Annotated in this window: 22 protein-coding genes and 2 riboswitches; of the genes, 20 read left to right on the top strand and 2 right to left on the bottom strand. The window is 40.7% G+C overall.

The genetic code is table 11. From position 1 onward, the window contains the following. Positions 1-251: 251 nt before the first annotated feature. Positions 252-1,775, top strand: coding sequence for a carboxypeptidase M32 (locus KOL94_RS06690; protein ID WP_221565119.1), 1,524 nt, complete (start codon positions 252-254; stop codon positions 1,773-1,775). A gap of 30 nt (positions 1,776-1,805) precedes the next feature. Here the strand turns inward: KOL94_RS06690 and KOL94_RS25180 are convergent, their stop codons facing one another. Further along, on the bottom strand, positions 1,806-1,931 hold the full coding sequence (locus KOL94_RS25180; RefSeq protein ID WP_260412228.1) for a hypothetical protein: 126 nt from the start codon (positions 1,929-1,931) through the stop codon (positions 1,806-1,808). A gap of 190 nt (positions 1,932-2,121) precedes the next feature. On the opposite strand from KOL94_RS25180, the gene KOL94_RS06685 reads away from it, so the two are divergent. The 7 genes from KOL94_RS06685 (at position 2,122) to KOL94_RS06660 (ending at position 8,724) form a co-directional block, all read left to right on the top strand. After that, positions 2,122-2,532, top strand: a complete 411-nt coding sequence (locus KOL94_RS06685) for a CoA-binding protein (RefSeq protein ID WP_221565118.1) — start codon at positions 2,122-2,124, stop codon at positions 2,530-2,532. A 282-nt stretch (positions 2,533-2,814) separates the two neighbouring features. Next, positions 2,815-4,788, top strand: a complete 1,974-nt coding sequence (gene parE / locus KOL94_RS06680) for a DNA topoisomerase IV subunit B (RefSeq protein ID WP_221565117.1) — start codon at positions 2,815-2,817, stop codon at positions 4,786-4,788. A 3-nt stretch (positions 4,789-4,791) separates the two neighbouring features. Further along, entirely contained in the window at positions 4,792-7,224 is a 2,433-nt protein-coding gene (parC, locus tag KOL94_RS06675; protein ID WP_221565116.1) for a DNA topoisomerase IV subunit A, read from the top strand. A 130-nt stretch (positions 7,225-7,354) separates the two neighbouring features. Beyond that, positions 7,355-7,879, top strand: a complete 525-nt coding sequence (locus KOL94_RS06670; RefSeq protein WP_221565115.1) for a GNAT family N-acetyltransferase — start codon at positions 7,355-7,357, stop codon at positions 7,877-7,879. A 141-nt stretch (positions 7,880-8,020) separates the two neighbouring features. Beyond that, a complete protein-coding gene (locus KOL94_RS06665) occupies positions 8,021-8,410 on the top strand; it encodes a GDSL-type esterase/lipase family protein (protein WP_311775169.1) in 390 nt (129 codons plus the stop codon). Between the two features lie 18 nt (positions 8,411-8,428). Next, the gene (locus KOL94_RS25175) at positions 8,429-8,575 is read left to right on the top strand and encodes a hypothetical protein (RefSeq protein WP_260412226.1); all 147 of its coding nucleotides are present in this window, start codon (positions 8,429-8,431) and stop codon (positions 8,573-8,575) included. After that, positions 8,572-8,724: a hypothetical protein gene (locus KOL94_RS06660; protein ID WP_221565114.1), complete on the top strand. Its 153-nt coding sequence runs from the start codon at positions 8,572-8,574 to the stop codon at positions 8,722-8,724. Before KOL94_RS25175 ends, KOL94_RS06660 begins: the two co-directional genes overlap by 4 nt. 180 nt (positions 8,725-8,904) lie before the next feature. Here KOL94_RS06660 and KOL94_RS06655 read toward each other — a convergent pair whose 3' ends face one another. Further along, on the bottom strand, positions 8,905-9,759 hold the full coding sequence (locus tag KOL94_RS06655) for a YihY/virulence factor BrkB family protein (RefSeq protein WP_221565113.1): 855 nt from the start codon (positions 9,757-9,759) through the stop codon (positions 8,905-8,907). A 133-nt stretch (positions 9,760-9,892) separates the two neighbouring features. On the opposite strand from KOL94_RS06655, the gene KOL94_RS06650 reads away from it, so the two are divergent. The 12 genes from KOL94_RS06650 (at position 9,893) to cysC (ending at position 21,370) form a co-directional block, all read left to right on the top strand. Next, on the top strand, positions 9,893-10,303 hold the full coding sequence (locus KOL94_RS06650; protein WP_221565112.1) for a DUF948 domain-containing protein: 411 nt from the start codon (positions 9,893-9,895) through the stop codon (positions 10,301-10,303). Between the two features lies 1 nt (position 10,304). After that, on the top strand, positions 10,305-10,748 hold the full coding sequence (locus KOL94_RS06645; protein WP_221565111.1) for a DUF948 domain-containing protein: 444 nt from the start codon (positions 10,305-10,307) through the stop codon (positions 10,746-10,748). Continuing rightward, complete coding sequence (locus KOL94_RS06640; RefSeq protein WP_221565110.1) at positions 10,748-11,041, top strand: hypothetical protein; 294 nt, start codon at positions 10,748-10,750, stop codon at positions 11,039-11,041. Before KOL94_RS06645 ends, KOL94_RS06640 begins: the two co-directional genes overlap by 1 nt. An 846-nt stretch (positions 11,042-11,887) precedes the next feature. Continuing rightward, positions 11,888-12,580 (top strand): hypothetical protein, encoded by a 693-nt coding sequence (locus KOL94_RS06635; protein ID WP_221565109.1) that lies wholly within the window; start codon positions 11,888-11,890, stop codon positions 12,578-12,580. Between the two features lie 213 nt (positions 12,581-12,793). Continuing rightward, positions 12,794-13,615, top strand: a complete 822-nt coding sequence (pheA, locus tag KOL94_RS06630) for a prephenate dehydratase (protein ID WP_221565108.1) — start codon at positions 12,794-12,796, stop codon at positions 13,613-13,615. A gap of 12 nt (positions 13,616-13,627) precedes the next feature. After that, positions 13,628-14,275 carry a Type 1 glutamine amidotransferase-like domain-containing protein gene (locus KOL94_RS06625; protein ID WP_221565106.1) on the top strand — a complete coding sequence of 216 codons (648 nt, stop codon included), beginning with the start codon at positions 13,628-13,630 and terminating at the stop codon, positions 14,273-14,275. A gap of 123 nt (positions 14,276-14,398) precedes the next feature. Beyond that, entirely contained in the window at positions 14,399-15,109 is a 711-nt protein-coding gene (locus tag KOL94_RS06620) for a DUF459 domain-containing protein (RefSeq protein ID WP_221565104.1), read from the top strand. Positions 15,110-15,431: 322 nt separating this feature from the next. Next, positions 15,432-15,624: riboswitch (Lysine riboswitch) on the top strand. A 452-nt stretch (positions 15,625-16,076) separates the two neighbouring features. Then, a complete protein-coding gene (locus tag KOL94_RS06615; protein WP_221565102.1) occupies positions 16,077-17,309 on the top strand; it encodes an aspartate kinase in 1,233 nt (410 codons plus the stop codon). Positions 17,310-17,429: 120 nt separating this feature from the next. Then, a riboswitch (SAM riboswitch) is annotated at positions 17,430-17,535 on the top strand. Between the two features lie 267 nt (positions 17,536-17,802). Continuing rightward, on the top strand, positions 17,803-18,516 hold the full coding sequence (locus tag KOL94_RS06610; protein ID WP_221565101.1) for a phosphoadenylyl-sulfate reductase: 714 nt from the start codon (positions 17,803-17,805) through the stop codon (positions 18,514-18,516). A 16-nt stretch (positions 18,517-18,532) separates the two neighbouring features. Next, a complete protein-coding gene (locus tag KOL94_RS06605; protein ID WP_221565099.1) occupies positions 18,533-19,603 on the top strand; it encodes a sulfate permease in 1,071 nt (356 codons plus the stop codon). Beyond that, a complete protein-coding gene (gene sat / locus KOL94_RS06600) occupies positions 19,604-20,752 on the top strand; it encodes a sulfate adenylyltransferase (protein WP_221565098.1) in 1,149 nt (382 codons plus the stop codon). A gap of 21 nt (positions 20,753-20,773) precedes the next feature. Continuing rightward, a complete protein-coding gene (gene cysC / locus KOL94_RS06595; protein WP_221565097.1) occupies positions 20,774-21,370 on the top strand; it encodes an adenylyl-sulfate kinase in 597 nt (198 codons plus the stop codon). Positions 21,371-21,443 lie beyond the last annotated feature (73 nt).

Genomic DNA, 21,443 nt, shown 5'->3' with positions numbered 1-21,443 from the left:
AGTGAAAAATATACACACTTTACCTAAATAAAGGCTGACATGTCCGCTAACGTTTGAAAATACACGATTTTACCACAAATAACGGCCCTGATGTCCGCTAATCTTGAAAAATAATAAAATTTCACGTACCGTACTGAAATTCAAAATTTCAAATACAGGAATATTTTATAAACATTAAAGGATTTTCTTAATATGATGTCAAATTAGTAGGGTGGGCTTAAAACATTTTACATAGTAGGGGGATGAAATAGATGACAAGTACTACAGCAAATAAAATGGAGCAAAAGTTCCAAGAGCTTACCCAACGGATCACAAGCTATAATGAAGCGATCGGCTTAATGATCTGGGATCTAAGGACTGGAGCACCGAAACGGGGTGTGGAGCAGCGTTCCGAAGTGATCGGTATGTTGTCTTCAGAAGTATTCAAATTATCCACTTCGAAAGAGATGAAAGAATGTTTGGATGCGTTAAGTGATGCTTCACTTCATCCAAACTTGAGTGCTATAACGAAAAGAGCTGTACAAGAAGCGAAAGAGGAATATGAACGGAACGAAAAGATTCCTGAAGCTGAATATAAAGAATATGTCATCACGCAATCAAAGGCTGAAAATGTATGGGAGGATGCAAAAGCTGCATCAGACTTTTCAATCCTGCAGCCGTACTTGGAAAAGCTCGTGCAGTTCAAAAAGAACTTCGTAAGCTACTGGGGACATGAAGGGCATCCATACAACACTTTGCTTGATTTGTATGAGCCAGGTGTCAACGTTGAAACGATCGATCGTGTCTTCAATCAACTGAGAGAAGCAATCGTACCGCTTGTGCAAGGTGTGGTCAGCTCGAAGCATCAGCCTGAAACTTCATTCTTATTCGAGCATTTTCCAGCGGATAAACAAAGGGATTTCAGTATGTATGTACTAAAACAGATGGGCTATGATTTCCAGGCTGGCCGTCTAGATCAGACGAATCATCCATTCGCAATTGGACTGAATCCAGGAGATGTCCGTGTCACAACGAAATATGATGAAGCGGATTTTAGAACAGCTGTTTTCGGTACGATCCACGAAGGCGGCCATGCGTTATATGAACAGAATATAAGTGACGACCTCATTGGTACCCTTTTATGTACAGGTACTTCAATGGGAATCCATGAGTCCCAATCCTTGTTCTGGGAAAACTTTGTAGGACGTAATCAAGCGTTTTGGGAAAACAACTACGAAACATTCAAGTCGTATGCGAATGGGCAATTCGATAAGGTTTCCATGGATGATTTTTATCGTGCGATCAATGTCGCTGGTCCATCCTTGATCCGTATTGAAGCAGATGAAATGACATATCCATTGCATATCATTATTCGATATGAAATCGAAAAAGGCTTGTTCAGCGGCCAGATTCAAGTCAAGGATCTACCTGATATCTGGAACGAAAAAATGAAAGAATACCTCGGAATCCAACCGAAGCATGATGGAGAGGGCGTTCTGCAAGATATCCACTGGTCCGGTGGAGACTTTGGTTACTTCCCGTCGTATGCACTCGGTTATATCTATGCAGCACAACTGAAGCAAGCGATGTTGAAGGATCTTCCTAATTTCGATCAGAAGCTTAAAGAAGGCAACCTTTTACCAATCAAAGAATGGTTGACGAAGAATGTACATCAGCATGGGAAAATGAAAAAACCAATCGAAATCATCAAGGATGTGACTGGGGAAGGATTGAATGCGCAGCATCTGATCAACTATTTGACAGATAAATATCGTAACGTCTATAAAATCAACTAACCAATAAAAAATCCCCGCTTCCGATCATGTTTAGGAGTGGGGATTTCTTTGCATAAGCTTTTGTAGAATTTCATCTCGTTCATGATCATCAATTAGAGAAAAGAAGTTCAAAATCATCGTGTAGCAGGAAAGCTTCTTTTTAATATTCGTAGGCATTTGTCGTCCTCCTTTTTCTTCAAGGCAACTTTTTTTCTTATTAACAATATATGTTGTTGAACGAAAAGTGAGACAACTAAAAGAAGGTTTTGAAGAATTTTAAGCGAAGTTTATAAAGTGGAAGGTTTGAAATTGCGTGTTTCGTGAAAGGTTATTAAATAACGATACAGGATAAAGGAGAGGATTCGAAATGGGTTTCCAAAATCCAGATCAAGCTGCCATCAATGAAATTTTAAAAACGAAGAAACGTATTGCTGTTGTAGGTCTTTCCAATAAACCACACAGAACGTCTTACCAGGTTTCGAAATACATGCAAGATAACGGCTATGAGATCATCCCGGTCAATCCGACGATCGATGAGGTTATGGGGCTTAAAGCTTATTCTTCACTTAAAGATATAGAAGGTCCGATTGATATCGTCAACGTATTCAGGCGCAGTGAAGAACTTCCGGCGGTTGCTGAGGAAATGAAAGGAATTGACGCTGATGTATTTTGGGCCCAACTCGGACTTCTCAATGAAGAGGTTGTTGATATCCTTGAAGGTAAAGGTATGACAATCATCATGGATCGTTGTATTAAAGTCGAACATGCAACAATGTAAAGGGATTGAACCACTCCAGACAGGGTGGTTCATTTTATTCATCCCATTGACTTCTGAATGAAAAAGACGAATTTCGGGAAAAACGAATGATAACTTGTGAAATGGGACAAGTTGAACGGTATGATATAATGATTCATTGTGAGAAGAAAACTTCACATACGTACGGTTCATACCGATACTTTTCATGAACATAAACATAAATAGAGATTGTATGTGAACAAATGTTCTGATAACATTACAATACAAAATGATTGTCTGAGTATTGAAAGGGGCACGAGGGTTTTGGCTACGAGAGAACAGCTTTCATATAATGATGATGCAATCCAGGTATTGGAGGGTCTAGAGGCTGTCCGAAAACGACCTGGTATGTATATCGGCAGTACTGACAGTCGCGGTTTGCACCATCTTGTATATGAAATCGTAGATAATGCAGTTGATGAAGCATTAGCAGGGTATGGGAATGCCATCACTGTAACCATACATAAAGATAACAGCATCAGCGTCAAGGATGAAGGGCGAGGTATGCCTACAGGTATGCATAAGACAGGGAAGCCGACTCCGGAAGTTATTTTGACGGTTCTTCATGCCGGAGGTAAATTCGGTCAAGGAGGATACAAGACGAGTGGCGGACTGCATGGTGTAGGAGCATCTGTTGTCAATGCGCTCTCCGAATGGCTAGAGGTTACTATCCATCGGGACGGTGTCATCTATAACCAACGTTTCATTAATGGTGGAAAGCCAGCGACTACACTTGAAAAAATAGGATCAACGAGAAAATCAGGGACGATCATCCATTTCAAGCCGGATCCGTCCATGTTTTCAATAACGACATTCAACTATGAAACGTTAAGTGAACGTTTGAGAGAAGCGGCATTCCTTTTAAAAGGAATGAAAATCGAATTAATTGACCAGCGTGATAACGAAAATGAAAATATCGTATTCCAGTTCGATACAGGAATCCAGGCATTCGTCGATTATTTGAATGAAGAAAAGGATACGCTGCATCCCGTCGTATCATTCCAGGGATTTCAGAATGCGATCGATGTAGAATTCGCGTTTCAGTTCAATGACGGCTATTCAGAAAACATGCTATCCTTCGTCAACAACGTCCGGACGAAAGATGGAGGCACACATGAATCAGGTTCGAAAACGGCAATGACACGTGTGTTCAATGAATATGCACGTAAGACTGGGCTGTTAAAAGAAAAGGATAAAAACTTAGATGGTTCGGATATTCGTGAAGGACTGACAGCAATCGTTTCTGTCCGAATCCCCGAAGAGAAGCTTCAATTCGAAGGCCAGACGAAAAGTAAGCTCGGTACGAGTGACGCACGCTCTTCTGTGGATGCGGTTGTATCCGAACAGTTGAACTATTTCTTAGAAGAGAATCCGAAAATCAGCGAAATGCTCATCCGTAAATCTTTGAAGGCAGCTCAAGCACGTGAAGCGGCCCGAAAAGCTCGTGAGGATGCACGGAATGGGAAGAAGAATAAACGGAAAGACTCGATGCTCAGCGGGAAGTTGACACCCGCTTCATCACGTAATGCGAATAAAAATGAATTATATCTCGTAGAGGGTGATTCTGCAGGAGGTTCCGCTAAACAAGGGCGTGACCGCCGATTCCAGGCGATCCTTCCGCTTCGAGGAAAAGTCATCAACACGGAAAAAGCAAAGTTACAGGATATTTTCAAAAATGAAGAAATCAACACGATCATCAACGCAATCGGTGCCGGAGTAGGAGCAGACTTCACGACCAAGGATTCGAACTATGACAAAGTCGTCATCATGACAGATGCGGATACAGACGGTTCTCATATCCAAGTGCTGTTGCTGACATTCTTCTACCGATACATGAAACCGATGATCGAAGCAGGAAAAGTCTATATCGCACTTCCTCCTCTTTATAAAGTGAGTAAAGGAAAAGGCAAGAAAGAAATCATCGAATATGCCTGGGACGAAGATGGCTTGAAGCAGGCTATCAAGAAAGTCGGAAAGGGCTATACCATCCAACGCTACAAAGGTCTTGGCGAAATGAATGCAGATCAATTATGGGAAACGACCATGAATCCTGAAACGCGTACACTGATTAGAGTGAAAATAGAAGATATTGCACGTGCAGAACGCCGTGTATCTGTCTTGATGGGTGATAAGGTCGAACCAAGACGGAAATGGATCGAATCGAACGTGGCCTTTGGATTGGATGAAGAGACGAACATCTTAGAAAATGAGAACCTTGAAGTTGTTGAGGGGGAGTAAGTTTTGACGAATGCAGAGAAATATTTAGATTTACCATTGGAAGATATCATCGGCGATCGTTTCGGCCGATATAGTAAATACATCATTCAAGAACGTGCTTTACCCGATGCACGCGATGGATTGAAGCCTGTACAACGGCGGATCCTGTATGCGATGTATCAGGATGGAAACGTGTCTGACAAACCGTTTCGTAAATCAGCGAAAACCGTGGGTAATGTGATCGGTAATTACCATCCGCACGGTGACACATCCGTCTATGACGCGATGGTACGTCTGAGTCAGGATTGGAAAGTGCGGAATGTACTCGTAGAAATGCACGGAAACAACGGAAGCATCGACGGGGACCCGCCTGCTGCAATGCGTTATACAGAGGCACGGCTTTCTCCGATCGCTTCAGAATTGCTCCGTGATATCGATAAAAAAACCGTCGACTTCACACCGAACTTCGATGATACGCAGGAAGAACCAGTCGTCCTTCCAGCATTGTTCCCGAGTTTGCTTGTCAACGGTTCAACGGGGATCTCCTCAGGGTATGCAACGGAAATCCCGCCTCATCATCTTGGAGAAGTGATCGATGCCGTTACAATGCAAATCGATAAGCCGGAGAGTACAGTCGATGAGCTGATGACCGTAATCAAAGGACCAGACTTCCCGACTGGTGGTATCATCCAAGGTGTCGATGGCATCAAGCAAGCGTATGAAACCGGTAAAGGGAAAATCGTCATCCGTGCGAAGACTGAAATCGAGGATCAACGCGGCGGCCGTCAACAAATCGTCATAACAGAAATACCCTATGAGGTGAATAAAGCGAATCTCGTGAAACGGATGGATGAGCTTCGCATCGATAAAAAAGTCGATGGCATTTCGGAAGTTCGAGATGAAACGGACCGGACTGGGCTGCGAATCGTAATCGAATTGAAAAAAGAAGCAGATTCACAGGGTGTCTTGAATTATCTATTCAAGAATACCGACCTGCAAATTTCCTATAACTTCAATATGGTCGCGATCCATAACCGCACACCGCAATTGATGGGACTCAAAAAGCTGATCGATGCCTATATCCAGCATCAGCGGGAAGTGGTGACGAACCGCTCCAAATATGAATTGAAAAAAGCCCAGGATCGTCAACATGTCGTTGAAGGATTGATCAAGGCGATTTCGATTTTAGATGAAGTGATTGCGACAATCCGAGCATCTAAAGATAAAAAAGACGCGAAGAATAATTTGATCGATCAATATGCATTTACGGAAGCTCAAGCTGAAGCGATCGTTACCTTACAGCTTTATCGATTGACAAATACCGATATCAAGACACTGGAAAAAGAAGCAGAAGAACTTGAGAAGCAAATCAAAGAACTACTTGCAATTCTGAATAGCGAACGTAAATTGCTATCTGTCATCAAAAAAGAATTGGCGCGGGTGAAGAAAACCTACGCTGATAACCGTCGTTCTGTCATTGAAGCAGAGATTCAGGAAATCAAGATAAACCTGGAAGTGATGATTCCTTCTGAAGATGTCGTCATCTCTGTGACGAGGGAAGGTTATGTGAAGCGAACAAGCCCTCGTTCCTATTCCGCATCGAATGGGGAACCACCTGGCATGAAGGATACCGATCGTGTCTTGAAAATTTTCAATGGAAATACCACCAATACGATGCTCGTTTTCACGAATAAAGGGAACTATCTCCACATACCAGTCCATGAATTACCGGATATCCGCTGGAAGGATGCTGGGCAGCACGTCACCAACATCGTCTCGATCGATCGTGATGAAACAGTGGTGGATGCAATGGTCGTAGAGGAATTCAAGGCAGATGAGTATCTGTTGTTCTTTACGAAAAATGGAATGGTCAAGCGGACAGAACTTTCGAATTATAAGGCACAACGTTATTCGAAACCACTGATGGCCCTGAAATTGAAAAAAGAAGATGAACTCGTTGATGTTTTTGTCACGGATGGTAAAAAAGAAATTTTCATTGCGACGCACAAGGGATATGGCCTCTGGTATGAGGAAGAAGAAGTAAGTGTGGTCGGCCAGCGCGCTGCCGGTGTCAAAGCGATTAACCTGAAGGACGATGATCAAGTTGTCAGCGGATTTGTTAAAGATAAGGACGAACGCACAGAAGTTGTCGTCGTCACGAATCGTGGTGCTGTGAAGAAAATGCGATTGGAAAATGAATTTGAACGGACATCCAGAGCGAAACGTGGCGTTGTCATGCTGCGTGAACTCAAATCGAACCCGCATCGAATCGTGAAAGCAATACCTTTAAATGAAGAGTCCCTCGTCTGGATCGAGGCCGAAAAAGGAAAAGAAGAAGTCATTGATCCGACGCATCTTCGTCCAGCAGATCGGTACAATAATGGGTCATTCATCATAGACGTAACAACAGAAGGACCAATTGTAGACGCCTGGAAACGGAAAAAAGAAGAAGAATGATCCAAAACAAAAGGACTGTCCTAAAGGTGTTTAACACTTTTCTTTTGGGACAGTCTCTTTTTTATGTGTTTTTAGGCAATGCGTTATACTGGAAATAAGAGATTTTATATAGATTGGAAGGGAGACCGCCGTGAGTATTCATTTTATTAAACTAACCGAACCGACGTTATCCCTTGTGGATACGCTAAATCGATGGGAAAACGATCCTACTTTGATTCCATTGACTCGACCAAACAAAAACGAGGAAGAGTTGGCGTATAGAGGGAAGATGACTATGAAAGATCTTACAGAACGATTGGTACACCATCACATCTATCTGATTTATTATGATGATCAGTTGATTGGCGAAATGAACTACATGATCGACCCCGGCCATCTCTTCAAAAAAGTACCGGGAACTGCGTGGATAGGGATAACGATTGGTGATCCAAAAGGCCGTGGCAAGGGAGTTGGGTATCAAGCGATAAAGTATTTAGAGGAACAAATCAGGCTGCAAGACCTTGAACGTATTGAACTAGGCGTGTTCGAATTTAATACACAGGCCCAAAAGCTTTATCAAAAGATGGGCTATCAGGAAATCAGTAGGATCCAAGATTTTACCTACTGGAACGATAGAATGTGGGCTGATATCCGTATGGAGAAGATATTAGGGTGATAATGTTAGTTTGCTACGGTTAAATATAAAGGCGTTAGCATTGCACATCCGGTCAGTGCCAAAGAACAGGATATCAAGTACTTACAGCCTTTTTTTCAGCAGGAGGTCATAATGGATAAATTGCTATGTTTTTGAGATAGCATTACTGCTAGAAACGAAGGATATGTTAAACCAATTCTAACTACGAAGCTTTCTTCAAAATTAAATGATTTTGAAATAATTAATTCTGGTGTTGCAGGTGACAACACTTTTGATGCTTTAAAAAGAATTGAAAAAGATGTGGTAAATCATGCCCCTGATTTAGTTACCATTCTTTTTGGAGCTAACGATGCTGCATTTCATAAAATGATCGACTTAGAGACTTATGAAAATAACTTGATTAAAATAGTACATAGTATTAGCCCTAAAAAAACCATTTTGATTTCTCCTTCTCCAGTAGATGAAGAACAGCAATTTGTAAGGAATAATAAGACCTTAAGTGAGTATGCTTCAATTGTAAAAAAAGTTGCTGAAACGAATGGTTGCTACTGAATCGATTTTTTCACTGAAATGCTTGCTCAGAATCATTTTCAAGAAATACTGAAAGGATTAGAAAATGATGGGCTGCATTTTGGCGAAAAAGGTTATAATATTTTGGCTGATTTAATAATCAATAAGGTTGAAGAAATCAAGTTAGAGGAGGGAGATAATAGTTGAAGAAAGGTCTGATTTCATTATTAAGCGGGACAATTCTTGGTGTACTGATCTCTTTCTTAGCCCTTGATTACAAGGGTTACAATTATGAACGATTACAAAAAGGACGAAACGGCCTTAGTCCTATGGAGTACAGGGCTAAAGCCGCTTAACGTTGTATTAATTATTTTAACTGTCTACTTTACAGGGTGCTGTTCATGATAGGGTACGCCTCTTTTATATGGAAAATTAAAAAATTTAATATGTTCTTTTGCTCCGTAATACCGTTATAAAACCGTCCAGAATGAGGAGGGATGGCAACGAAACCATCCCTCTAATTTTTCAATTCATTTTTATTGAGTCAATTCCATTTCACCTGATTGCGAAGGTCCCTCCTGAATTTTTCTTCTATGATTCACCACGTTTATTTCTGCTCCTACCATCAAAATCAATCCTGTTAAAAAGAACCAGATCATCATTACGATGATTCCACCTAAACTTCCATATGTTGCTGAATAGCTCCCGAAATTACTGACATAAAACGAAAATGCGAGTGAAATTAGCAACCACAGAATAGATGCTAGACAAGCGCCAGGAATTATTTCTTTTACAGGTAATTTCTTAGCTGGTGCGAATCGATAAAGGACCATCAGAACTCCTGTGATGACAATGATACTGATGATCCATCGTAAAATGTTCAATAACAACTTGATGTGTTCCGGCATTGGGACGAAGGAATGCACCATTTTTATAATGACCTGTCCGAAAACAGGAAGGATTAGAGCGACTACGAATGCAATGATCATTCCGAAAGTCAGTGCAATCGAGAGTAACCTGACTATGATGAAAGATCTGCTTTCCTCTACATCATACGCTTTGTTCGAAGCTTTTATAAATGCATTGATACCGTTGGAGGCAGACCAGATTGTTCCTAAGATACCAACAGTAAGCAATCCTCCGTTCGGTGTTTCGACGACACTGACAATATTCTCTTTAAAAAGGGAAGTTGTTTCGTCTGGTAATATTTTGCTCATGTAATTCATGACTTCTTCTCCACTTATATTCAAATATGGTACGATGGATAGTAGTAAGATCAACATCGGCACAATCGATAACAAGTAATGATAAGCCTGAGCTGCTGCTAATAGTGGGACATCATCTTTTTGAAACTCTCCACTAATTTCTTTTGCATAATATTTGATATTCATGATCCACCTCTCTTGATTTGAGATATTCCCGTTTCTATCTCCTTCCCCTCAGAAGGGGGAGTTAATCTTATTATTAGAAACGTTTTTCTAGTATAAGAATCGGGTAAAGAGGTTCAAGGAGGTGTGGTGATAGGTGTTTGTTTATATCGGGATTTTGTTGATCGCTGTGTCATTTGCTGTGATTGTATTTTATCTTGTACGAATACTTAACAGTGTCAACGGTGCTGTTAATAGCCTCGAGCATTCAGTAGATCAATTGGAAGGACAAATGGAAGAAATAACAGGCAGTTCAAAGCATCTTGTTAAGGAAACAAGTCATATCGTCGATGACATTCATCACAAGCTTCATTCTACATCTGGGTTATTACAAACTTTACAGCATGTAGGTGGACTCCTTGAACTTGCGAACCGAACTATAAATCGCTCTGCAGATCATTTTTCTTCCCATGCTAATGGACAATCCAAGCAAATTGTAAAACTTGTTAAATGGGGAAATGCAGCTTTTCGAATTTATAAGGAAAAAAATAATAGAAAAGAGGGATGATATGGATTTAGTAGGAATTGGCGTTTTGATCATTAGCCTGGCATTTGTAGTATTGACCATTTTTCTTGCACGTGTACTAAATAATTTAGCTACTGTTATAAAAGGTGTAGATCAAACAGTCGAACAATTACCTGGTCATTTGAATAAAATCACGAAACAAACGGGAGACCTTATCTATAAAAGCAATGACACGCTAGGGGATGTAAATGAAAAACTGAGAGCGTTAAGCCCTTTGTTTTATATGGTCGGGGATATTGGAGAAACGTCTAGAAAGTTATCATCATCACTTGTGGATGCCACCAGTACAGTGAAGAAAAACACCTCCGAAGGAAAGGATGTCGTCCATAAACGCGACTTGGGCGGTATATATGGTGCGCTTGCATTGGGATATTACTGGAATCAGAAACGTAAGGCGAAAAAATTTTTAAAGGAGGAGCAAATCTAATGGAAAATATTAAGAACAATTCAGATAAAAAGAAATTATTAGGGATTATCAGTTCTTGTTTCGTTACAGGTTTTGTTGGTGGAATCAGTTACGCAATAAATAAAGAAAGCAAGCGTAAAGGAATCTCCATACCTACACTTTCTAAAGAGAAGTATGATCAAAAGAAAGAGAACTTCTACACCCATGGAAGAAACCAATATATCAGTATTAAAAAGGCAGCGGATGATGTCAGTAAAGAGGCATCATTGAATGCCAAAAAGGAGGTCGCAGCTACAAAAAAAGGACTAATTTAGGACTGTAAACAGCAGTCCTATTTTTTATGCCACTAAAGGGATTACTGTAGAACTATAGAAGATGTAATAAGGAATGATGGAAGGAGTTGGGGAAGTGCCAAATGAATTATTAAATGATTTCAGACAGTTTTTTAGATAGATATCGTAACTCCTGGAATAGTTTAGCTGCTAAGGAAATGTTAAACCACCCATCAAAAGAACTAAAAGCGAGATGGGCTCTACCTGGATTATCCTTGGATGATTATGCGAGACTAAGGATAATCGTAAATGGGAGTGATAATATAACTGATCTTCTAATTTTCCCACATCCAGACAGCAATGTAACCACCTAATAGATCGATTTTTCACATTATGTTACATATTCAATCATTTATGATGATTATACGGTTTGGAATGAGTCTGAAATTTTTCAGGGTGAATCATTCCGTATATATGAGCGATCGAATTATTTCGATTTTATACAAAAGGAATCAGTTCTGCCAGATAAAGAATGCGTACATTTTTCATTGGCGTGCCATGAACATAAGGTGCATATCATCAAAAACGGTTGAATGTCCTTTGGGTTATTGCTTTTGGTTTACTTAATGTATTAGGGTTTATTATTTATTATTTTTCAACTAATAAAAATCAGCAGGGTATAAGTAGTAGTATTAATACATGAATAAATAAAACCTTCTGGATTTCTAAGACGTCTTCAAAGATAGAAGGCGCCTTTTTATTCTGAAAATAGTTTCAAAGGATAACAATTTCATTTTTTTATTGTAATTTTAAAAGGAACTTTGTCTCAATATCTCGAACTAAGTTAAGACATTACATATTCTGTCTAAGCATACAAGGAGGTCCAAATTGAGAAAAATATTGCCAGCATCCATTCTTTCTTATACCCAGTATGGTTATTTAAAGGTTGCCAAGTCACTTAAAAGCCATTGTCCGAAGTGTGGGAAAACAGGGAATTTTACTTTGAAGGCAAATTATTATCAGGTAAAGAAAACTGGATTGTTCGCAGAAGGTCTTTGTTCCGAATGTAAGAAACCATCCGTGTTTGTCATCATGCTGGATGACCGCTCAGACCAGACCATCCAGGAAGCTGAAATTTATATCTATGACCCCATTGCTTCACAAGGTCGCTTGGATCAAATTCAAGGGAACAAAAACATCCCTAAAGATCTTATCAGATCCTATACTTCTGCCCTGAATGTCAGTCAGTCGAAAGACAATTCTGCAACTGCAGTCATGTCAAAGCGAGTGATTGAAAGTGTTCTCAAAAACTATCTTGGAGATAAAACGAAAGAACAGTCCCTTTCTCAGCAATTCGAGCAATTACCAAAGCATGTCGATTTATCTAAACCAATCCAATCACTGAGCCATTTGGTTCATCCGGATCGTCCTTTTTACGAAATGCTTGAACTAGAAAGGGAAATCGATGATGAGACTGCAGTCTTGTTGATGGAACTCCTGGAAGGTCTTATCGAATATCTCTTTGTCCTTCCAGAGAAAATCGAATCTGTACATACTGAAATCGAGCAAAAGCTTAAGTAGATAGCAACAAGTAAGGTTCCGGTCATCACTTGGGACCTTCTTTTAATGGTCAGATGACCTACTTGACTGATCGGGTCGCTTCCGCTTTTCGTTTGCCCGTAAAAAGGGAGTAAATTTTGCAAACGAAAAAGGTGCTATAGGTTATAGTTGATTTACATTTGAATTTAGGCTAGAGTATAGGAATTAATCATCATTTGTTAAAGGAGTCGCATAATGAAAGTCGCCTATTTAGGACCTAAAGGAACTTTTTCAGAGGAAGCTGCTGTTCGATATTTTTCATCTAAACAAATGGATGGTCTGATGTGTGAATCCATTTTAGATGTATTGGATGCAATTCGAAAAAAGAAAGTTGAAAAAGGAATTGTCCCGATTGAAAATTCAATTGAAGGGACGATCAATATTACAATAGATGGCTTGTTGATGAATGACCTTTTCATAGAAGGGGAAGTCATACTTCCTGTAGCTCTACACTTGCTAGGTGTGAAAGGAGCGGATCTCAATAAGATCCAAGAGGTCTGGTCGATTCCCCCTGCTTTAGCGCAATGTCGTGATTACATTCAGTCTTTAGGGGCATCCAGTCGACATTTCAACAGTACCGCTGCTGCAGCAAAAGCTGTCCGGGATGAAGCTAAGGTGGAGTTCGGAGCCATTGCCTCAGAATGGTCAGCAAAAGCTTTCGGGTTGGAGTTAGTCAAAGAAAACATTCAAGATTTCACGGAAAATCATACCCGTTTTGTTGTTGTTTCGAACCCTCCTGACGAAATTGCCTCTTCAGAAAAAGCGATGCTGGTCATCACTCCTTTCGAAGAACGACCTGGGGTGTTGGTCACGATTTTGAATGTTTTTGGATCATTATCAATCAATCTCTCTTGGATTGAATCTCGTCCAACCAAAAAGAAGTTAGGAACCTATCGCTTTTTTGTCGAAACACAAAAGGGAGTAGATAATCCGGATATGATCAAAGCGATGACGATCCTTGAAACATACGGGCACCAAGTTCAAATCCTCGGAAGTTATAATACGACCAAACTTTAGAAGGGGGTTTTTATGGGAGAATTATTCCTTTCCGGTGGCGGAAATGCTGAACTGACACGTGAGGTAAACGAATATTTTATCCGAAAGATTGATCCTGAGAAACCGCTGCTTGATATTCCTCTTGCAGGTGATCCCGAGTTCAGACCCTATGATCGTTGTCTGGATTATGTGAAAAGTGTTTTCGATCCACTAGGAGTGAGTGAAATCATGATGTGGACTGATCTCAGAGGGAAAACGTTTGATGATATCATGCAATTTTCAGCTGTATACATTAGTGGCGGTGACCCCATGTGTATATTGAAAAAGTTTAAAGATACAGCTTTTGATAAGGTGTTGACTCACTATCATGAAGCTGGAGGAACAATTTACGGTCAAAGTGCAGGTGCGAACATTTTAGGGAAAATAATCACAGTCATGGATGAAAAAGAAACGGTCGACCTTCATGGTTTGAATCTTGTTAATGGGTATTCGGTTTGGTGTCACTATCAAGAGAAAAGTGATCTGAAACTCTACGAATACGTTGACTGCTTTGATACTTCAATCATTGCGATACCAGAAGGAACTGCCGTTTATGCGAACCCCCATAAGTTATCAGTGCTCGGTTTAGATGAGGCTTATTTGTTTCAGAAAGAAAATAAATCGCGCATAGAAAAAGTATAGGAAAATAATTTATTTTTCTATAAGAGCATGTAATCATCTATAGCGTTCTAAACAGCTTCTCCTATGGAACAGTTGGTTTAACCCCGATAGTAAAAGGGAAGGATTAACCACTAGGAGGAGCCTATGAAAAAAATATTAGTATATATCATTAGCATTATATTGTTCATATCAGTAATTGCAGGAATTATTGCAATGAATCAGAAGCAAGAAGCCAATACAAAGAAAAGCACAAATTTGGTAGCATTGGGGGATTCGCTTACCTATGGTGTGGGTGATGATATGGGTAGCGGATATGTCGATGATCTTCAAACACTGCTTTCAAACCATCATGATGGCGCAGTTACTGTCCAGAATTATGGAATACCCAACCAGCAAACAGATGGGCTGCTATATCAGATTCAACATACAGATGTTAAAGACAATTTAGACGACGCGGATTATTTCATCATTTTTATTGGTACGAATGATGTCATCAAAAGTAACGGCAACAATCTGCTTCCTATTCATGAAGAACGGTTGAAAGCGGGAAAAGCGGATTATAAACAGAATGTAGAGGATATCATGACAATTATTCGGGATGAAAATCGGGACGCACCTATTTTATTTCTCGGCCTTTATAACCCATATCCTTCATCTACAAAAATAGAGCAAGTGATTGAAGAATGGAATGTTACCAGCCAGGAGATCGTCAGTCATTATCCTCGTGTGAAATTCATATCGACAAACGAGCTATTCCAGGAGAAGTCCACTGAATATTTCAGTGATTCCCTGCATCCCAATAAAAAAGGGTATAAATTGATCACGAAGAAAATCGTAGAAGAGTATGATTTCTAATAGGGGTTGTCCAAAAGGGCATCCTCTTGTTTTTGTAGATAAGAACCTTATTTTTGTAGGTAATTTCTTATTTTTGTAACTTGAGCCTTCATTCTTGTAGATAATCCCTGTTCATCACGTACACAATAACTAGAGTCTAATCAAGACAACTGTTAATGGTGCTAGATGACACAGAATTTGACGTTCAGCTCTATTTTTTATATAGATACAGCACATTTCCTCCAACGAATTTCCCATTTTGAAAAAAAGCTTGTTTCATTGTCGTGTTTCTGATAGAATAACAAACAATTAAATTTAAAGGCCACACTTCATGCTAGTTTGAAGTGATGGTAGAGGCGCGAAGACCATTAGTATTTTGCATGAAGAGGTTGGGCTCTAATGAGTGCAAAAGGAAAGGGGAATTCGCCGAAGCTGGATTGTCGTCTCAACAAACATCTGGCTGGACCTGTATTGAATAAGTACAGGGCTGTCATACGACCATGCTCCCTGCTGGCGTATGGAGGACTATCTCACGTAAAGGGAATAAGTGTGGCAGACGTTTGAGGATCGACTCTTAAGTCTGGCGATTTGTTTTATTTCAACCATTTAAACATGGTTGCGGATGAACGTCCGTCACACTAATGAGTCGATTTTTTTATTTCTTGCTCCTGTTAGTGGACTTTGTTGATTTTAAGAGAAAATTACGTCACTCCTGCGGGAAAAGCGGTCCAGACGAGAACCCACCTTTTTTTAAAGGATCTTCGACTACAATAATGAACTTCGACTAAATACCACCACGTCCTATGGTGAACGTCGAAGCCAGCATAAGGAAAGCTTCTAAGAATTCCCATCGCAGACACGAAAATGATTTCATTTTTGTGTTCACATCCTGTGCCAGTGAGGAGGCCCGCGGAAAGGGAGTGAATTTCGTAGAAATCAACAACAAGAACTAACAAAGCCTATTTCTTAACATGAAAGGAATGGAATCATGGCATTAATCGTACAAAAATATGGTGGTACATCTGTAGGATCGATTGAACGAATTCAAAATGTGGCTGATCGTGTTATTGAGACTTACAATCAGGACAAAGACGTAGTCGTAGTTGTTTCAGCAATGGGAAAAAGTACGGACCATCTGATTCAAATGGCAAATGACATTTCTGATAATCCCTCAAATAGGGAACTTGATATGCTCGTATCTACAGGAGAGCAAGTTTCGATGTCGTTGTTGGCAATGGCTTTACAACAAAAAGGATATCAATCTGTCTCACTTACTGGCTGGCAAGCTGGTATCAAAACGGAAGCTGCACATGGGAATGCAAGAATTTTAGACATCAACAACAAGCGAATCAATGGACACCTGGCCGAAGGAAACATTGTCATCGTCGCTGGATTCCAGGGTTTGACTGATGAAGAGGAAATCGCGACCCTCGGCAGAGGTGGGTCTGATACGACAGCTGTAGCTTTGGCCGCTTCTTTAAAAGCGGAAAAATGTGAGATCTATACGGATGTCACGGGGGTATACACAACCGATCCAAGAGTAGTTGGAGGGGCAAGGAAGCTGGATTCGATCTCCTATGATGAAATGCTTGAAATGGCGAACCTTGGCGCCGGAGTACTACATCCTCGGTCCGTCGAATTCGCTAAAAATTACAACGTTAAGCTAGAGGTTCGTTCAAGTATCGAAAAAGAAACCGGGACCATGATAGAGGAGGAAGTTTCAATGGAAGGCAATCTTACAGTGCGAGGAATCGCGTTTGAGAGTAATGTAACAAAAGTGACCGTTCATAACTTACAGGATGATATCAATACATTAGCAAAATTATTCACGATCCTTTCTGATCAAAAAATCAATGTGGACATCATTATCCAGAACACAAACGGAAAAGAAGCGACGGATATCTCTTTTTCATTGGATTCAGAGATGCTCAATCAAGCACTGGAAGTATTGAGTGAATATCAACCAGAATTGAATTATGATCATATTACGTATGAAGGCGACCTTGCGAAAGTTTCGATCGTAGGCTCAGGAATGATTTCCAATCCAGGCGTTGCTGCAAAAATGTTTAACGTTCTTTCTTCAGGTGGGATAAAAATCAAGATGGTCAGCACATCCGAAATCAAGGTTTCTACAATTGTGTCTAGTTCCGCGATGATTTCTGCAGTGGAATGCTTACATGAAGCATTTGAACTTGAAGAAAGAAAAACAGTAGAAGTTTAATAACCGCTCGATCTATTGCTATACGTGTATTTAGGAGGTCCAACCGTAAAAATAATCAGAACATGTAAAAAAGGTTGTTGACTTTCCTTATTGGAATAGTTAGAATAATAATCAAATTAAATCTTATCCAGAGTGACAGAGGGACCTGGCCCAATGATGTCCGGCAACCTGCATGATGCAAGGTGCTAAATCCAGCAAAATGGATTCCCATTTTGGTAGATAAGGTGAAACGCAGATTAGCCTAAAAGTCTTCCAAATTGGAAGACTTTTTTTCACTTAAAGAAAGTATAAAATACTTTCTTCAGTATAAGTGCAACTAATGGCTCAGCCTACGCCTAAGTCTTGGCTTTGCTAAATTTTCTTTACATGAAACATTTACAAATTTGAAGAAAACGAAAAGGCTGCTGACTAGACAAACTAGAGGCGACTTTAACCTTTGAACAAGTTAAAGTTGCCTCTTTCTTTTTTACAGAAAGGATAGGAGGGATTGAAATTGGCACAATTATTATCGTACGAAACTTGGTCTGACAACAAACTGGATATTCCGATCGATCAAGAAACTAAAGGGGCTTTACACGTTTTAGAGTGGGCTTATGACTTATATGGAGATGACATCATTTATGCGTGCAGCTTCGGTGCTGAAGGTATCGTATTGATTGATTTGATTTCAAAAGTGAATCCTGAAGCGAAAATCGTTTTCCTTGATACTGGACTTCACTTCACCGAAACCTATGAACTGATTGAAAGGGTGAAAGCTCGCTATCCCAAATTACAAATTGATCTGAAGAAACCCGAACTGACAGTCGAAGAACAAGCTGAAGCATATGGAGAAAGCCTTTGGGAACGAGATCCGAACCAATGCTGCCATATTCGCAAGATTGTTCCACTTACACAAGCATTATCCGGTCACAAGGCATGGATATCGGGGCTTAGAAGAGACCAATCACCTACGAGAAGAAACACGGAATTCATCAATAAAGATGAAAAGTTCCAAGCTATCAAAGTTTGTCCATTGATTCACTGGTCCTGGAAAGATGTCTGGCGATACATTCATACCTATGACCTCCCTTATAACGTCCTGCATGACCAGGGATATCCAAGCATCGGCTGTGAGAAATGCACCCTGCCGACGGAGGATGGAGCAGATTTACGGGCGGGGAGATGGACGAATTTGAAAAAGACTGAATGCGGTCTTCATCCATCCTGATGAGGAGGATTCTTAGATGGTTGTGATCGCGTTTATCGTCGCCTTCTTTTTCGCCATGAATATGGGAGCAAGCGGGGCTGCTGCCTCCATGGGTGTCTCTTACGGCTCAGGTGCGATCAATAAGAAAATCATTGCATTGGCCATATGTGGAACAGGTGTTTTTCTAGGAGCGGTCATTGGTGGGGGTGAAGTCGTAAAAACAATCGGTTCTGGGATTGTACCCTCTGACCTCATCACGATTCAAACGGCTGTCATCATTCTTGGTGCAGCAACCATTTCTCTAGGGATTGCCAATCTGATCGGAATACCGTTATCGACAAGTGAAGTAACTGTCGGATCAGTAGTTGGAGTAGGTTTAGCTTACCAATCGCTGTATGTGGACTCCTTGTTGACTGTGGTGTTGTTCTGGATACTAATTCCAATCATCGCTTTTCTGTTTGCGTTGATAACGGGGAAGTTGATCCAATACATTCAAGAAAGATATGGTACTTTCCTTGAGGGGAGATGGAAGAGGTATTTAACGGGATTGTTGATCCTCATGGGTTTTCTTGAAGCTTTCTCAGCAGGGATGAACAATGTTGCAAATGCGATTGGCCCACTGGTCGGAGCTGGAATACTTTCAATCTCACATGGAACATTGCTCGGAGGTGCATTCATCGCTTTAGGAGCCATCTTCTTTGGAGGGAAGGTGTTAGAGACAAATGGAAAACGTATTACGAAATTCTCACTTCTAGAAGGAAGTGCGATATCAGGTACCGGTGCCGGATTGGTCATCATAGCATCTATTTTCGGCATTCCAGTCCCGCTAACACAAATCACAACATCTGCCATCATCGGGATCGGTACTGGACAGAAGGGATTTTCGTTCCTCCAAAAGAACATCATTTTGCAAATGGTCAAAGTTTGGGTCGTCTCCCCTGTCTTTTCACTTGTGATTGCCTACGGGATGGTCAAGGTCCTATTAGATAGTGATTTCTACACAATCAGTGTGATCGGAAGTGTTTTCATCGCAACAGTCGGTTCACTGAGTCTGATCAAAACGATCAAGGCAGAGAAACGTACCATACATGAACAAGGAGGAGTTTAAATGAGCACAAGCATTCCACATGGAGGGAAATTGATCAATCGAATCGATCTCTCCTTTGATTACGAGTCTTTGAAAAAAGAAATTGAATTGGATGGTACAGCCTTGAGCGATCTTGAGTTGATCGCAATCGGGGCGTATAGTCCACTCGAAGGTTTTCTTGGAAAAAAAGATTATGAAAGTGTCGTAAATGATCTGAGGCTTGAAAACGGTCTACCTTGGAGCATCCCGATTACACTACCTGTCAGTGAGGAAAAAGCAGAAGAAATACAAATCGGCGAACGGATCAAGCTCGTGAAAGATGGAACGGTATATGGAGTGATCAAAGTCAGTGAAAAGTACGTTCCCGATAAGCTGCGCGAGGCTGCACACGTATACAAAACGGCAGAAACTGCTCATCCTGGTGTGAAAAAATTACTTGAGCGGCCAAATGTATACATAGGTGGATCGATCCATCTCGTCAAACGCCCAGTGAAAGATCGATTCTCAGATTATTATCTTGACCCGGAACAAACGCGTGAACAGTTTAAAAAACTTGGTTGGAAAACTGTTGTCGGTTTCCAGACGAGAAATCCCGTCCACCGGGCACATGAATATATTCAAAAATCCGCTCTCGAAACGGTAGATGGTCTGTTCCTGAATCCGCTTGTCGGAGAAACAAAAGCGGACGATATTCCGGCAGATGTGAGATTGGAAAGTTACGAGGTCCTACTTGAAAATTACTATCCGAGTGATCGAGTGTTTCTAGCAGTATTCCCTGCAGCCATGCGCTATGCTGGTCCGAGAGAAGCAATCTTCCATGCACTGGTCCGCAAGAACTTCGGCTGTACGCATTTCATTGTCGGCAGGGACCATGCGGGTGTCGGTGACTACTACGGAACCTATGATGCTCAAAAGATATTCAGTCATTTTACAAAAGCAGAATTAGGAATTGAAACATTGTTTTTTGAGCACAGCTTTTACTGTGAAAAGTGCGAAAACATGGCTTCGACGAAAACTTGTCCACATGACAAAGAGCATCATGTCGTGTTGTCAGGGACGAAGGTGAGGGAGCTGCTCCGTAATGGAGCGACACCGCCGAGTACATTCAGCCGTCCAGAAGTGGCTGAAGTCTTGATCAAAGGATTACAACGGGAACCGATAACAACATGACCAACAGAAGGAGTGAGATATATGGCAATTCAAGACATTACATGGCATGAAGCGGCTGTATCGAAACATGATCGCCGGTGTTTAAATAAACAAACAAGCAGCATCATCTGGTTTACAGGATTATCAGGATCAGGCAAGTCCACGCTAGCAAACGCGGTCGACTGGAAACTTCATGAACAAGGCTTAAGAAGTTACGTATTGGACGGAGATAACATCCGTCACGGCTTGAACAAAGGACTCGGTTTTTCAGTAGAAGACAGGCAAGAGAATATCCGTCGGATCGGAGAAGTAGCGAAACTGTTTGTCGATAGTGGGCAATTTGCAATCACAGCTTTCATATCACCTTTTCAGGCGGATCGAGATCGAGTTCGAGAAATGGTCGAATCTGATGAATTCATAGAGGTCTATGTAAAATGTCCATTAGATGAATGTGAAACACGCGATCCAAAAGGACTTTATGAGAAGGCAAGGAAAGGGGAGATACCTGAGTTCACAGGTGTAAGCTCGCCATATGAGGAACCAGAAGCGCCAGAACTGGTCATTGAAACAAACTGCTATTCCGTGGAAGAATGTGCTGATCAGGTAATCGGCTATTTGAAAGAAAAGAACTTATTTTAAGGCTGTTTTGTAACGCCATTACAATGGAATTATGAAAACAACAATCTTTATAAAAAAGAGCCTATTTTAAAGA

Source organism: Alkalihalobacillus sp. TS-13 (assembly GCF_019720915.1).
Classification (GTDB): domain Bacteria; phylum Bacillota; class Bacilli; order Bacillales; family Fictibacillaceae; genus Pseudalkalibacillus.
Note: the sequence above shows the minus strand (reverse complement) of the source record. Positions and strands in the feature narration are given on the sequence as shown.